The following is a 14,183-nucleotide window of genomic DNA, read 5'->3' as shown; positions in this document are numbered from 1 at the left end:
GGCGTCTGCGCGCGCTCAGGCCACTGCCGTCAGCCAATCGCGGGCGCTGGCCCAGAGTGCCGCATCGCCCTGCACCATGCCCGGCGCGCCGCCGGGGCCCCACAGGGGCGGCATCCAGCGCATGCCCATGAACTCGGCGCACAGCGCCAGGCTGTCGAACTGCGGCTGGGCCTTGGCGCGGTGGCCGCTGGTCGAGACGACCCAGAAGCGCTTGCCCGCCATGCGTGCCTTGAAGTCCAGCCCCGGCACGCGCAGCAGGCCGCTCCAGTGGTCCAGCGCCAGCTTCAGCGGCGCGGGGATGCTGAACCAGTAGACCGGGCTGACCGCGACCAGATCGGTGCAGTCCAGCAGGGAATCAGCCAGCGTCTTCAGGCCACCCTCCGGCGGTGGGTACTGGCCCACGGTGTGGCGCTGATCCACAAACGGTGGCAGCGCCAGGTCGGCCAGGCGCAGCCAGGTCTGGCGGGTGCCGGCGGGCAGCGCTTCGGCGGCGTGGCGCGCCAGCGCCTCGGTGTTGCCGATGTGGCCGGCCTCGCGGCTGCTGGCGACCAGGAACAGAAGGTGTCGATCCATCATGCGACGTGGGTGGCGAGGGTGACGGGGCCGCGCGGCGTGGCCAGCGTGGCTTCCAGCGCCGGGCCGGGCAGCGCGGCGCGGGTCAGCGGGCGAAGGCGCAGCACCTGGTGCGCCAGATCGGGCAGGCCGCGCACGGTCAGCGCTGTCAGGTCCAGCCCGCTGGGGGCGATGCGCGTGGCCGGGTGCGGCCCGGTCCACTGGATCAGCGTGGGCACCGCGCCGCCGGCCAGCGGGCGGCCGTCGTCGGCCACCACGATCTTCCAGCTGAGCGTGCCCTCGGGCGTCTCGCGGCTGGCCGACAGGATGGGTCCGGGCTGGAAGTGCGCGTTGATCAGGCCCCAGCGGTGCATGTCGACCATGCTGGAGCGGGCGACGAAACCGACCAGCTCGGGGCCCTGGGCCGCCAGGCGCGCCTGCAGCGCGGCATCGTCCAGACCGAACCAGCGCGCGCGGCCGGGCGCCGGTGCTTCGGGGTCGATCGCGATCAGCTCCAGGTACGTCTGGGGGTACACGCTGCCGGCCAGGCCGAGCAGTGCGTTGTGCGTGCCCATCAGCGCGTGGCGGCCGCCGGGCTGCGGCGTCACGCCCAGCGTGGCCTCGGCCCAGGCGGCGGCCTGCGCCAGCGTGGCGGCGGCGACCACCAGATGGTCGACTTCGGTGTGCTGCATGCGGCGATTGTGCCGCCGGGCCTCACCAGCGCCGGGAGAGTGCCGCGATCTGCGCCGGCCCGGTGCGGCAGCAGCCGCCGATCAGGCGCGCGCCGGCGGCGGCCCAGTCCATCGCCATCTCGTCGAATGGCCGGTGCGCGCACTCGGCCGAGGGCAGCCACTGCTTGGCCTGGGCGTCCCAGGTCTCGCCGGCGTTCGGGTAGGCCAGCAGCGGCTTGGCCGTGCGGGTGCGGGCGCGCGCCAGCAGCTCGGCCACGTGCTGCGGCGCGGTGCAGTTGATGCCCACCGCCACCACGCTGTCGACACCCTGCACCGCGGCCACCGCGTCCTCGATCGTGTCGCCCTCGCAGACGTGGCCGCCGTCGCGCGCGCTGAAGCTGATCCAGCCGCGCGTGCCCACCTCGTCCATCAGCTGCGCCAGCGCGCGCGCTTCGGCGATGCAGGGAATGGTCTCGCAGGCCAGCAGGTCGGCGCCGCTGGCGGCCAGCAGCTGCAGGCGCGGGCGGTGGAAGGCGATCAGCGCGGCCTCGTCCAGGCCGTAGTGGCCGCGGTACTCGGAGCCGTCGGCCAGCACCGCGCCGTAGGGGCCGACGGACGCGGCCACCAGCGGCGCGGGCCGGGCATCGTCGGCGGCCCGCTCGGCCATCGCCTGGTCGCGCGCCTCGGTGGCCAGGCGCACCGACAGGCGCATCAGCGCCGCCGCATCCTTGTGCGACAGCCCGCGCCGCGCGAAGCCCTCGAAGCTGGCCTGGTAGCTGGCGGTGGTGGCCACATCGGCCCCGGCGCGGAAGTAGTCCAGGTGCACCGCGCGGATCAGCTCGGGCTGCTCGATCAGCAGGCGCGCCGACCACAGCGCATCGCGCAGGTCGGCGCCGCGGCGCTCCAGCTCGGTGGCCAGCGCGCCGTCCAGCACCAGGTGGGGCCGGCGTGCCAGCCAGGCGGCGATGGGGTCGGGGCGCAGGGTCATCACTTCGGTCCGAACCAGCGGGTGTGGATCGCATCGTAGCGGCCATCGGCGCGGATCGCCCGCAGGCCGGCGTCCAGGCGTTCGCGCAGCGCGCTGTCGGCCGGGCGCAGCGCAAAGCCGTACTGCTCGGGCACGAAGGCCGGGTCGCTGACCGCGCGGAAGCGCGTGCCGCCGTTGTTCGCCACATAGTGGGCGATGACGCCGTTGTCGGCCACCACCGCGTCCAGGCCGCCGGACTCCAGCTCCTTGAGCGCCAGCGGCGTCGATTCAAAGCGGCGCAGCCTGGCGTTGGTCTTGCCCATCAGCTGGGACGCGGCCTCGTCCCCGGTGGTGCCGGTCTGCACACCCACGCGCAGGGTCTTCAGGTCGGCGAAGTGCGCCACCTTCGAGGCGCTGGGCACGGCGATCAACTGCACCGCGTCGAAGTAGGGCGCGCTGAAGGCCATGGTCTGGCGGCGCTCGTCGGTGATCGTGATCGCCGAGACCAGCACGTCGCGGTCGCCCTGCAGCAGGGTGTTGAACATGCCCTCCCAGGGCGTGTTGACGAAGCGCACGCGCAGGCCGGCGGCCTCGGCGGTGGCACGCAGCACGTCGATGTCGAAGCCGACGATCTGGCCCTTCTCGTCCTGGTACTCGAAGGGCGCGTAGACCGCGTCGGTGCCCACCACCAGCTCGCGCTCGGGTGCCGAAGCGGCCGAGGCGGGGGCCGGTGCGGCCGCGGTGGTGGCGGCCTCGCGCTGGCCGCAGGCGCCCAGCAGGGTGGCCAGGGCCAGGGCGGTGGTGGCGTGCAGCCAGGTGCGGCGCGTGGCAGGGAACAGCAGGGTCATGGGGGTCCTTGGGGTGAACGTTCAATCGGTGGCGCGCAGCGCCTGGTCCAGGTCGGCGATCAGGTCGGCCGGGTCTTCCAGGCCCACGCTCAGGCGGAACACGCCGTCGCCGGCAAAGCGGCGGTAGTCGGCCAGCGCGGCGCCCTGCAGCGGGTAGCTGCTGGCCAGCATCTCGTCGGTGCCCAGCCAGACCACCAGGCTGCGCTGGTGGCCCAGCGAGAAGGCGTAGTGCGCCACGCGCAGATGGCGCGCCAGGCGCCGGGCCACCTGCGGGCCGGGTGCGTGGACCTGGAAGGTGAGCACCGCGCCGAATCCCGGCATCTGGCGCTGCGCCAGCGCATGCTGCGGGTGGTCGGGCAGGCCGGGCCAGGTGACGGTGCGCACGGCCGGGTGGGTCTGCAGACAGCGCGCGATCTGGCCGGCCGACTCGGCGGCGCGGCGCAGCCGCACGTCCAGCGTGTCGATGCCGCGCAGGATCAGCCAGGCGTTGTGCGCCGACAGCGTGGCGCCCAGGTACACGCCGGCCCGCGCCCGCAGCCGGGCGATCAGCGCGCGTGGCCCGATCACCGCGCCGCCCAGCGCGTCGCCATGGCCGTTGATGAACTTGGTCAGTGAGTGCAGCACCAGGTCGGCACCGTGGGCCAGCGGACGGCTGAAGACCGGCGTGGCGAGGGTGGAGTCCACCGACAGCAGCGCCCCGTGCGCATGCGCGATGTCGGCCAGCGCGCGCAGGTCGGTCAGGCGCAGCAGCGGGTTGCAGGGCGTCTCGGCATGGACCAGCCGCGTCGTGGGCCGCATCGCGGCGCGCACGGCGTCCAGGTCCGACAGGTTGACGGCGCTGACCGCCACGCCAAAGTCGGGCAGCAGCGTGCGCACCAGCTCCTGCGCGCCGGCATAGCAGACGTCGCTGAGCAGCACATGGTCGCCCGCGCGCAGCAGGCCGAAACAGACGGCGGCCACCGCAGCCACGCCGGTGGCGGTGGCCAGCGCGTCCTCGGCGCCTTCCAGCGCGGCCAGGCGCTGCTCCAGCTGGCGCACCGTGGGGTTGCCCCAGCGGGCGTAGAGGTAGGGCAGCTGGGCCAGATCGTCCACACCCTGGGCCGAGAAGGCGGCCTCGCCCGGCGTGAACAGGTGGTTGACCGACATCGCGATGCCCGGCTGGATCGCGCCGGTGGCGGCGTCGGGCTGCAGGTGGGCGTGCAGCGCGGTGGTGGCCAGGCCCCAGGCGGGGTCGGCGGCGGGTCGGTCGGACATCGCGGCAGTGTCGGCGGCGCGTGCGCGGCGCGGCCGCAAAGCGAGGCCCACCCATGCGGTCTGGCCGCAGCAGGCCACCCGCGGACGCAGCTAGACTGCGCGCCGATGAGCCTGCCCGAGCTGGACGACTTCGACCGCCACCTGCTGACCCGCGTGCAGGCCGATGCGCACTGCAAGGCCGAGGCGCTGGCGGCCGAGATCGGCCTGTCGGCGTCGGCGGTTCAGCGGCGCCTGAAGCGGCTGCGCGAGCGCGGCGTGATCCAGGCCGAGGTGGCGGTGCTCGACCCCGCGGTGATGGGCCGCGGCCTGACGCTGATCGCCGGCCTGACGATTGGCCGCGACAACTACGCCGCGTTGCCGCGGCTGAAGGCCTGGCTGGCCGCCGAGCCGGCGGTGCAGCAGGCCTGGTACGTGACCGGCGAGGCCGACCTGGTGGCCGTGGTGCTGGCGTCCGACATGCCCACCTACGACGCGCTGTGCGCCCGCCTGATGGCCGAGGTGCCGCAGATCAGCCGCATCACCACCCAGGTGGTGATCGAGCCGCTCAAGCGCAGCTTGGCGCTGCCGATTGCCTGAGGGACGTCAGAGGCTGACCGTGCCGCTGATGCACGGCGCCACATCGCCGCCGATCCACACCGTGTCGCCGTCCTGTGCCACGTGCACGCGGCCGGCGCGGCCCAGCGCCAGGCCCTGCGAGGCCACGTAGCGCGCCGGCGCGCGGCCGCTGCCGATCAGCCACTGCGCCAGGCCGGCGTTGAGGCTGCCAGTGACCGGGTCCTCGGGCACGCCCAGGCCGGGCACGAAGGCCCGCACCTCGAAGGCGCATTCGGCACCCGCCGGGTAGGCGCCCACCACGCCCAGCTTCAGGCCGCGCATCGCGGCGAAGTCGGGTTGCAGGCGCAGCACGGCATCCGCGTCGGCCAGTTGCGCGGCGATCCAGCCGGGGCCGTTGTCGACCCACTCGACGGCGAGCAACTCGTCCATCCGCACGCGCAGGGCATCGGCCACCTGGGCGCAGGTGTCGACATCGGCCGGGCCGCTGCGCCGCAGCGGCGGCGCCGCAAACGCCAGCCGCGCGCCGTCGCGCCGCACGCGCACCAGGCCCACGCCGCATTCCTGCACCACCATCCCCGGGCGCTTGGCATCGCCACCGGCGGCCAGCCAGGCGTGGGCGCTGCCCAGCGTGGGGTGGCCGGCAAAGGGCAGCTCGCCGCCGGGGGTGAAGATGCGCACGCGGTAGTCGGCCTCGGCCTGGGTGGGCGCGAGCAGGAAGGTGGTTTCGCTCAGGTTGGTCCAGCGCGCGAAGGCGGCCATCTGCGCGTCGCTCAGGCCGTCGGCGTCGTGCACCACGGCCAGCGGGTTGCCGCGCAGCGGCACCGCGGTGAACACATCCAGCTGCGTGAAGCGGTGGATCACGGCGTGTCCTCCTGCAGTTCCTCGTTCAGGTGGCGGCGGATCACGCCGCCCAGCAGCGCCACCGCCTGACGGATCTCCTCGGGCCCCAGCGTGACGAAGGACAGGCGGATCGTGCGGCGGTCGGGCGCATGGGCGTAGAAGGCCTCGCCCGGCACATAGGCCACACCGGCATGGACTGCGCTGTCGAGCATGGCCATCGCGTGACAGCCGGCGGGCAGGCGCACCCAGAAGAACATGCCACCCTGCGGCGCGCTCCACTCGCTGCCGGCGGGCAGGTGCTCGGTGAGCGCGGCGGCCATGGCGTCGCGCTGGGCGCGGTAGCGGGCGCGGATGGTGGGGATGTGCTGGTCCAGGAAGCCGTCCTTGATCACCTGGTGCACCACGCGCTGGTTGAAGCCCGGCGTGTGCAGGTCGGCCGCCTGCTTGGCCTGCAGCAGCTTGGGGTGCAGCGCGGGCGGCGCCACCACATAGCCCAGGCGCAGACCCGGCGCCAGCACCTTGGAGAACGAGCCCAGGTAGACCGTGCCCTCGGCCCAGCGCGCGGCCAGCGGGCGCGCGGGCGGCGCGTCGAACCACAGGTCGCCGTAGGGGTTGTCTTCCACCAGCGGCACGCGCGCGGCCTGCGCCGCGGCCACCACCGCCTGACGGCGCGCCTCGGGCATCACCCGGCCCGAGGGGTTCTGGAAGTTGGGCAGCACGTAGAGGAAGCGACAGCCGGGTGCGTCGTGGCGCAGCGCCTCGATCGCGCCGGGCAGCGGGCCCTCGTGGTCGCTGGCCACGCTGGCGAAGATCGGCTCGAAAGGCGCAAAGGCCTGCAGCGCGCCCAGGTAGGTGGGCGTTTCCACCGCCACCGGCGCGCCGGCATCCACCAGCACCTTGGCCACCAGGTCCAGGCCCTGCTGCGAGCCGGTGGTGATCAGCACCTGCGCCGCGTTCACCTGCTGGCCTTGCGCGTTCAGCGTGGCCGCCACCCACTCGCGCAACGGGCCGTAGCCCTCGCTGGCGGCGTACTGCAGCGCTTCCTTCGGTGTGTCGGTCAGCACCTGGGCGCAGGCCTCGCGCATCGCCTCGATGGGAAAGGTCTCGGCCGAGGGCAGGCCGCCGGCCAGCGACAGCACGCCGGGCTGCTCGGTGACCTTGAGGATCTCGCGGATGATCGACGGGTTCAGGCGGTCGGCGCGGCGCGCCAGGGTCCAGATCGAGTTCATGCGGTCTCCTCTTGCAGCATCCAGTCCACCGCGGCCTGCGCATGCAGCGCGGTGGTGTCGAACAGGGGCACGGGCCAGCCGGGCACCGCCGGGTCCACCAGCAGCGAGATCTCGGTGCAGCCCAGGATCACGGCGTCGCAGCCGGACTCGGCCAGCGCACCGATGATGCGCGCGAACGTGGCGCGTGACGAGTCGTGCTGCACGCCGCGGCACAGCTCGTCGAAGATGATGCGGTGCACCTCGGCGCGGTCAGCTTCGGCCGGCACGGCCACGTCGATGCCGTAGCCCTCATTCAGGTGGCGCGCCAGGAAGCCGTCTTCCATCGTGAAGCGCGTGCCCAGCAGGCCGGCGCGGCGCACGCCCGCGGCGCGCAGCGCCTGGCCGGTGGCATCGCCAATGTGCAGCAGCGGCAGGCCGCTTTCGCGCACCACGGTGTCGGCCACCTTGTGCATGGTGTTGGTGGCGATCAGCAGCGCCTGCGCGCCCGCCGCGCGCAGCCCGGCGCCGGTGCGGCCCAGCAGCTCGCCCGCCTGCTGCCAGGCGCCGGCGCGCTGCAGCGCGGCCACCTCGGCAAAGTCCACGCTGGCCAGGCGCAGCGGCGCGCTGTGCAGCCCGCCGCGGCGCGCGGCCACGCCCTGGTTCATCAGGCGGTAGTACACCGCGGTCGATTCCCAGCTCATGCCGCCCAGCAGCCCCATCGTCCTCATCTCATCTCCCCACGGGCATGCGCTTGCCCACGAACACCACGGCGATCACCGCCACTGAAAACCCCAGCGTCGAGGGCTTGAGCGCCTCGCCCAGCACCGGCACCGCCAGCAGCAGCGACAGGAAGGGCTGGATCAGCTGCACCTGGCTCACCCGCAGCGCGCCACCCAGCGCCAGCCCGCGGTACCAGGCGAAGAAGCCCAACCACATCGAGAACAGCGTGACATAGGCGAAGGCGCCCCAGGACGCCGCCTGCACGCTGGCGAAGCTGGCCGGCGCGCTCCAGGCCGCGGCCGGCAGCGTCAGCGGCAGGCTCATCACCAGCACCCAGCTGATCACCTGCTCGGCCGGCATCTGCGCGGTCAGGCGTGCGCCCGCCACATAGCCGCCCGAGGCACACAGCATCGCCATCAGCAGCCAGCCGTCCGCCGCCACCAACGCGCCGCCGCCCTCAAAGGCGGCAAAGGCCAGCACCAGCGCGCAGCCCAGCACCGCACAGACCCAGAAGCCCAGCGACGCGCGCTGGCGCAGCGCCAGCGCGGCGATGGCCGCGGTGGCCAGCGGCAGCAGACCGGTGATGACGGCCGCATGCATCGACGGCACCTGCCGCAGCGCCAGCGCCAGCCCCAGCGGAAAGCCCAGCACCGTGCCCAGCGCGCTCACGCCCAGCAGGCCCCACTGTGCGCCGCGCGGCCGCGCCGCGCCCACTGCCCACAGGTAGACCACGCTCAGCAGCCCCGCGCCGGCCGCGCGGCCCGCGGTGACAAAGGCCGGCGGCAGCTGCGGCGCCTCCAGCGGGCCCACGGCCAGCCGCGTCATCGGCAGCGTCATCGCAAAGATCAGCACGCCCAGCGCGCCGATCATCAACCCCTTGTTGGCCGAGTTCATGCCGTCCTCGCCATCCACACAGCGGTGGCCAGCAGCAGCAGCGCCATCGTGCGGTTGAACCACAGCAGCCGCGCGCCGCGGGCCAGCCAGCCGCGCAGCAGGCCGCCCAGCAGCGCGTAGCTGGCGTTGCTGGCGAAGGCATAGGCCGCCATCACCGGCAGCACCACCGCCAGCCGGGCCCAGAAGCCTTCGGCCGCGCCGGGCGCCACCCAGCCGGCCACCACCATCAGCGCCGCCATCCAGGCCTTGATGTTGACGAACTGCAGCGCCACGCCCTGCCAGAAACCCACCTGCAGCCGCGCCGCGTCGGCCTCGCCCAGCTCTCCGCTGCGCCACAGCTTCCCCGCCAGCCACAGCAGATAGCCCAGCCCGGCCACGGTGATGGCGCCGCGCAGCGCCGGCCAGGCCTGGATCAGCGCGCCCAGGCCCAGCGCGCAGGCCAGCAGCATCAGGCACCAGCCCACCGGCACCGCCAGGCAGAAGCGCAGCGCCGCCGGCAGCCCGCGGTTCACCGCCAGCGCGGCCGACAGCATGGTGTTGGGCCCCGGCGTGAAGGCCATGGCCGTGACCACGCCCAGCAGGGCGATGAAGTCGGTCCAGGGCAGCGCGTCCATGCTGGACAGTGTAGGCAGCCTACCAATACAGTACCAGTACAGTTGTCCAGCGCACCCGCATGATCTGTATCGGTCGGCCGATCGCTACAGCGCGGGTTCTCCCTGATTCATCATGGCCGCCCGCGAGTTCGATCCCACCACCGCCCCGCCGCCCGCCAGCCCCGGCACCCTGGCCCGCCACGCCGGCCAGACCCTGGCCGAGCAGCTGGCCGCGCAGTTCACCGAGCGCATCCGCCAGCGCCTGCTGGCGCCTGGCGCGCGCCTGCCGTCGGTGCGTGAATGCGCGCGCCGCCACGGCGTCAGCCCGCACACCGTGGTGGCCGCCTATGACCAGCTGCTGGCCCAGGGCCTGGTGGAAGCGCGCCGCCAGCGCGGCTTCTTCGTGCGCGACGCCCAGCACCGCCCCGCCACACCCAGCAGCGCCCCCGCGCTGACGCCGCCGGTGGATGCCACCGCACTGATCCGCGGCATGTTCGCGGGTGCGGGCGACCGCCCTGCGCCCGGCCTGGGCACCCTGCCGCCCGACTGGCTGGACCTGCCGCTGCTGACCAGCACGCTGCGCCGCGTGCTGACCCAGGCCGACCCGGTGGCCGCGCTGCAGTACGGCCACCCGTCCGGTGATCCGCGACTGCGCCACGCGCTGGCGGTGCGCCTGGCCGACTTCGGCGTGCGCGCCGAGCCGCGCCAGATCATCACCGCCACCGGCGCCACGCATGCGCTGGACCTGATCTCGCGCACCCTGCTGCGCCCGGGCGACGCGGTGCTGGTGGATGAGCCCGCCTGGGCGGTGGAATACGCCCGCCTGACGCAGCTGGGCGTGCGGCTGCTGCCGGTGCCGCGCACACCCGACGGCCCCGACCTGGCGGTGATGGCCGCGCTGGTGCAGGCCCACCAGCCGCGCCTGTACGTGACCGTGTCGGTGCTGCACAACCCCACCGGCGGCTCGCTCAGCCTGGGCACCGCCCACCAGGTGCTGAAGCTGGCCGAGGCGCACGACTTCTGGGTGGTGGAAGACGACACCTACGCCCACCTGGCGCCGCCGCACCTGCCGCGCATGGCGGCGCTGGACGGCCTGCAGCGCACGCTCTATGTCTCAGGCTTCTCGAAGATCCTGTCGCCCGGCTGGCGCGTGGGTTTCCTGGCCGCACCGCAGACGCTGGTGGAGCGCCTGGTCGACACCAAGCTGCTGTCCACCCTCACCACGCCCGCGCTGCTGGAGCAGGCCATGGCGCTGTGCCTGGAGCAGGGCGCGCTGCGCCGCCATGCCGAGCGCGTGGTGCAGCGCCTGGACGGCGCCCGCCTGCGCACCGTGCAACTGGCCGAAGCCCACGGCTGCCGCTTCGTCACGCCACCCGCCGGCCTGTTCGGCTGGGTGGACACCGGCACCGACACCGAAGCCCTGGCCCAGGCCATGCACGACGACGGCTGGCTGCTCGCCCCCGGCCACCTGTTCCATGCCCGGCGGCAGCCGACCACGCTGATGCGCATCAACTTCGCGACCAGCCAGGATGCGGGGTTCTGGCGGGCGTATGCGAGGGTGCGGCAGCGGCGCTGATCAGCCGCCGCGGCGCAGACGGTAGGCGAGCTGGGCGCGGCTCAGGCCCAGCTGGCGCGCGGCGGCGCTGAGGTTGCCCTCGCAGCGCGCCACCGCCTCGGCCAAAAGCTGCCGCTCCACCGCCGCCAGGTCGATCGCGTCGGCCTGCGGTCCGGCGACGCGCTCGAACAGGCTGGCGGCCGGCTCGGCCGGCGCGGCCTCGGCCAGCGCGCCATGGGCGCCCAGCGACAGCAGCGTGCCCTCGCCCAGCTGCTCCTTGCGCAGCAGGTGCGGCAGGTCGATGACGCCGCCCTCGTCGGCACTGATCACGCCGCGCTCCACCATGTTCTGCAGCTCGCGGATGTTGCCCGGAAAGGCGTAACCCATCAGCGCGCGCACGGCGCGCGGCGCATAGCCGGCCAGCCGCCGGCCGTGCCGCTGCGCGTAGACATGCAGGAAATGGCTCAGCAGCAGCGGGATGTCCTCGCGCCGCTCGCGCAGCGGCGGCAGGTGGATCGGGTAGACCTCCAGCCGGTAGAACAGGTCCTCGCGGAAACGCCCGGCCTGCACCTCGGCGCGCAGGTCCACGTTGGTGGCCGCGACCACCCGCACATCCACCGGGATCGCGCGGGTGCCGCCCACGCGCTCGATCTCGCCCTGCTGCAGCGCCCGCAGCAGCTTGCCCTGGCTGACCAGGCTGAGCGTGCCGATCTCGTCGAGGAACAGCGTGCCGCCATCGGCGCGCTCGAAGCGCCCGGGGCGCGAGGCGCTGGCACCGGTGAACGCACCGCGGTCGACCCCGAACAGCTCCGACTCCACCAGCGCCTCGGGGATGGCGGCGCAGTTGATCGCCACGAAGGGCCGCTCGCGCCGCGGGCTGATGCGGTGCAGCGTCGAGGCGAACATCTCCTTGCCCACGCCGGACTCGCCGGTGAACAGCACCGTGGCCCGGGTGGGTGCCACCCGGCTGAGCATGTGGCAGGCGGCCTTGAAGGCCGAGGACACGCCCACCATCCCGTCGCCGCTGCCATCGGCCAGCGCGGTCGAACCCAGCACCGCGCGCGGCGCGCTGCCGTGCGAGCGGGTGGCCAGGAAGTCCTGCGCATTCAGGTAGCGCAGGTCCTCGCTCACATCGCCCCAGGCCTGCGCGGTCTTGCCGATCACGCGGCACAGCGAGGCGCCCATCGAGCGGCACTCGACCTCGCGGAACACCACCAGGCAGCCCATCATGCCGGTGACATAGCCCATTGCGTAGCCCAGCTGCATCCAGCAGGCCGGCTCGGTGCCCACGCCGTAGGCGCTGATGTGCTCGTCGTCCTCGGTCGAGTGGTGCCAGATGAACTCGCCGTGGTAGTGGCCGCGTTCGGGGTCGATCTCGAACTCCACGGGCTCGACCTTCACCACACCCTCCAGCGCGTGCAGGCGCGTGCCGGCCATGAACACGCTGGTCAGGTCGCCGTCGGGCCAGCGCTCGCGCACCAGCTGCGCGTCGCGCTCGCCCGACTGGTAGCCGGTGCGCGTGAGCAGCCCGCGCGCGCGCTCCAACCCCAGCGTGTCGATCAGCTCGCGCCGCAGCGTGCCCAGCGAGCGGGTGTGCATCAGCACCATGCGCTGGTCGTTCAGCCAGATCCGGCCGTCGCCGGGCGAGAAGAACAGGCACTCGGTGATGTCCGACAGCTGCGGCCGGTCCTGCACGGCGGCCGCGTCGCCGCGCCGCATCAGGGCGCCGGTGCGGCGCGAGACCTCGGCCAGGGACACGCGGGACGACGGGGGCTTGGGCATGCGGATTTCAGCAGGCAAAGGGCGCCAGTGTGGGCTTGACCTGATCAATACATCAAGCCCTGATCAGGGTTAATCCTGATCGCCGGATGTGCCGCGGAGCCCCGCCTGGGGGGCCGGGAAAGTCCGGAGTTCACCTCGGAAGCGCCGACACCCTGGCGCCCCCGCGCGGCGGCCAGGCATGCCGCAGGGCCTGCGGTTTGCAAAGCAGCACGGGCCGGTTGCCCGGCTGCATCCCCTTCCACCATCCAGGAGACCCGACCATGGGAGCCCCCGAGACCCTCAGCCTGTTCGACGCTGCCCCGGCCAGTGGCCACGTTTTCGACCGCGGCCAATGGCGCCCCGCGCGCGGCGGTGCACGCGCCGTGCACGAGCCCGCCACCGGCGCGGTCCTGACGCACGCCGGCATCGCCAATGCCGAGGACATGAACGAGGCGATCGGCCATGCCCACGCCGCCCAGCGCGACTGGGTCGCCACCGGGGCGCGTGAACGCGCCGCGGTGCTGCTGCGCGCGGCGCAGTGGCTGCAGGCGCACTTCGACGAGCTGGCCCTGCTGATCGCCCGCGAGACCGGCGGCATCGTGCCCAAGGGCCAGCACGAGGTGAAGGAGGCGATCCAGATCTGCCAGATCGCCGCCGGCCTGCCGATGCAGGCCCAGGGCCAGGTGCTGCCCTCGGTGCCGGGGCGGCTGTCGATCGCCCGGCGCGTGCCGCACGGCGTGGTGGGCGTGATCTCGCCGTTCAACTTCCCGCTGATCCTGGGCATCCGCTCGGTGGCCCCGGCGCTGGCGCTGGGCAACGCGGTGGTGCTCAAGCCTGATCCGCGCACCCCGCTGTCCGGCGGCGTGATCATGGCCGAGGCGTTCAAACACGCCGGGCTGCCCGACGGCCTGCTGCAGGTGCTGCCGGGCGACGCCGAGGCCGGCGAGGCCCTGGTGACGGACCCGCGCGTGCCGATGATCGCCTTCACCGGCTCGCCCGCGGTGGGGCGGCGCATCGGCGAGCTGGCCGGCCGGCACCTGAAGAAGGTCTCGCTGGAGCTGGGCGGGGCCAACAACCTGATCATCCTGGACGACGCCGACCTGGACGCCGCGGCCAGTGCCGCCGCCTTCGGGGCCTGGTTCCACCAGGGCCAGATCTGCATGGCCAGCAACCGCGTGCTGGTGCACGAGGCGGTGGCCGCCGGCATTCGCGAGCGCCTGGTGGGCAAGGCCCGGCACCTGCCGGTGGGCGACGGCGCCAGCGGCCAGGTGGCCCTGGGCCCGATGATCGACGCCCGCCAGCTGCAGCGCTTCGACAGCGTGGTGAAGGACAGCGTGGCGCAGGGCGCGACGCTGGAGGCCGGCGGCACCCACGAGGGCCTGTGCTACCGCCCGACCGTGCTGTCGGGCGTCCAGCCGGGCATGCGCGCCTTCGACGAGGAGCCCTTCGGCCCGGTGGTCAACCTGGTCAGCTTCGCCAGCGACGAGGAGGCCGTGGCCCTGGCCAACACCAGCCAGGGCGGCCTGGCGGCCGCGGTGATCGGCCGCGACGTGGCGCGGGCCATGGCGATTGGCGAGCAGCTCAACGCCGGCATGGTCCACATCAACGACCAGACGGTCAACGACGAGTGCACCAACCCCTTCGGCGGTCCAGGCCTGGGCGGCAACGGCAGCGCCGTGGGCGGCCCGGCGGACATTGACGAGTACACGCGCTGGCAGTGGCTCACCCTCAAGGCCGCACCGCCGGCCTTCCCCTTCTGACGATC

General features: G+C 73.6%; 14 protein-coding genes. 3 read left to right on the top strand and 11 right to left on the bottom strand.

What is annotated here, in order from left to right; all coding sequences use genetic code 11:
- Positions 1 to 15: 15 nt before the first annotated feature.
- From KAK07_RS08145 to KAK07_RS08125, 5 genes are read right to left on the bottom strand one after another with little or no spacing between them, the layout of a single operon-like run.
- Positions 16 to 573 (bottom strand): flavodoxin family protein, encoded by a 558-nt coding sequence (locus KAK07_RS08145; protein WP_247664287.1) that lies wholly within the window; start codon positions 571 to 573, stop codon positions 16 to 18.
- On the bottom strand, positions 573 to 1,244 hold the full coding sequence (locus KAK07_RS08140) for a VOC family protein (RefSeq protein WP_210860153.1): 672 nt from the start codon (positions 1,242 to 1,244) through the stop codon (positions 573 to 575). Before KAK07_RS08140 ends, KAK07_RS08145 begins: the two co-directional genes overlap by 1 nt.
- Before the next feature lie 22 nt (positions 1,245 to 1,266).
- Complete coding sequence (mmuM, locus tag KAK07_RS08135; RefSeq protein ID WP_210860151.1) at positions 1,267 to 2,211, bottom strand: homocysteine S-methyltransferase; 945 nt, start codon at positions 2,209 to 2,211, stop codon at positions 1,267 to 1,269.
- On the bottom strand, positions 2,211 to 3,038 hold the full coding sequence (locus KAK07_RS08130) for a basic amino acid ABC transporter substrate-binding protein (protein ID WP_210860150.1): 828 nt from the start codon (positions 3,036 to 3,038) through the stop codon (positions 2,211 to 2,213). The genes mmuM and KAK07_RS08130 overlap by 1 nt, the downstream gene beginning before the upstream one ends.
- Before the next feature lie 21 nt (positions 3,039 to 3,059).
- The gene (locus KAK07_RS08125; protein ID WP_210860148.1) at positions 3,060 to 4,292 is read right to left on the bottom strand and encodes a trans-sulfuration enzyme family protein; all 1,233 of its coding nucleotides are present in this window, start codon (positions 4,290 to 4,292) and stop codon (positions 3,060 to 3,062) included.
- Positions 4,293 to 4,397: 105 nt separating this feature from the next.
- On the opposite strand from KAK07_RS08125, the gene KAK07_RS08120 reads away from it, so the two are divergent.
- Positions 4,398 to 4,868: an Lrp/AsnC family transcriptional regulator gene (locus tag KAK07_RS08120; RefSeq protein ID WP_210860146.1), complete on the top strand. Its 471-nt coding sequence runs from the start codon at positions 4,398 to 4,400 to the stop codon at positions 4,866 to 4,868.
- Positions 4,869 to 4,874: 6 nt separating this feature from the next.
- Here the strand turns inward: KAK07_RS08120 and KAK07_RS08115 are convergent, their stop codons facing one another.
- From KAK07_RS08115 to KAK07_RS08095, 5 genes are read right to left on the bottom strand one after another with little or no spacing between them, the layout of a single operon-like run.
- Positions 4,875 to 5,708 carry a PhzF family protein gene (locus KAK07_RS08115; protein WP_210860143.1) on the bottom strand — a complete coding sequence of 278 codons (834 nt, stop codon included), beginning with the start codon at positions 5,706 to 5,708 and terminating at the stop codon, positions 4,875 to 4,877.
- Positions 5,705 to 6,916: an aminotransferase-like domain-containing protein gene (locus tag KAK07_RS08110; RefSeq protein ID WP_210860142.1), complete on the bottom strand. Its 1,212-nt coding sequence runs from the start codon at positions 6,914 to 6,916 to the stop codon at positions 5,705 to 5,707. The genes KAK07_RS08115 and KAK07_RS08110 overlap by 4 nt, the downstream gene beginning before the upstream one ends.
- Positions 6,913 to 7,623: an aspartate/glutamate racemase family protein gene (locus KAK07_RS08105; RefSeq protein ID WP_210852767.1), complete on the bottom strand. Its 711-nt coding sequence runs from the start codon at positions 7,621 to 7,623 to the stop codon at positions 6,913 to 6,915. Before KAK07_RS08105 ends, KAK07_RS08110 begins: the two co-directional genes overlap by 4 nt.
- Before the next feature lies 1 nt (position 7,624).
- Positions 7,625 to 8,509, bottom strand: coding sequence for a DMT family transporter (locus tag KAK07_RS08100; RefSeq protein WP_210852765.1), 885 nt, complete (start codon positions 8,507 to 8,509; stop codon positions 7,625 to 7,627).
- Positions 8,506 to 9,123: a LysE family translocator gene (locus KAK07_RS08095; protein ID WP_375141219.1), complete on the bottom strand. Its 618-nt coding sequence runs from the start codon at positions 9,121 to 9,123 to the stop codon at positions 8,506 to 8,508. Before KAK07_RS08095 ends, KAK07_RS08100 begins: the two co-directional genes overlap by 4 nt.
- A gap of 112 nt (positions 9,124 to 9,235) precedes the next feature.
- Here KAK07_RS08095 and KAK07_RS08090 point away from each other — a divergent pair, with 112 nt between their 5' ends.
- Positions 9,236 to 10,678, top strand: a complete 1,443-nt coding sequence (locus KAK07_RS08090; protein ID WP_210860140.1) for an aminotransferase-like domain-containing protein — start codon at positions 9,236 to 9,238, stop codon at positions 10,676 to 10,678.
- Here the strand turns inward: KAK07_RS08090 and KAK07_RS08085 are convergent, their stop codons facing one another.
- On the bottom strand, positions 10,679 to 12,439 hold the full coding sequence (locus KAK07_RS08085) for a sigma-54-dependent Fis family transcriptional regulator (RefSeq protein ID WP_210860138.1): 1,761 nt from the start codon (positions 12,437 to 12,439) through the stop codon (positions 10,679 to 10,681).
- A 260-nt stretch (positions 12,440 to 12,699) separates the two neighbouring features.
- Here KAK07_RS08085 and KAK07_RS08080 point away from each other — a divergent pair, with 260 nt between their 5' ends.
- Entirely contained in the window at positions 12,700 to 14,178 is a 1,479-nt protein-coding gene (locus tag KAK07_RS08080; RefSeq protein WP_210860136.1) for a benzaldehyde dehydrogenase, read from the top strand.
- Positions 14,179 to 14,183 lie beyond the last annotated feature (5 nt).

Origin of the sequence: Ideonella alba (assembly GCF_018069875.1) — a bacterium.
GTDB classification, from domain to species: Bacteria; Pseudomonadota; Gammaproteobacteria; order Burkholderiales; family Burkholderiaceae_C; genus Ideonella; species Ideonella alba.
The sequence above is the reverse complement of the archived record's forward strand: the minus strand, read 5'-3'. Positions and strand labels throughout refer to the sequence as shown.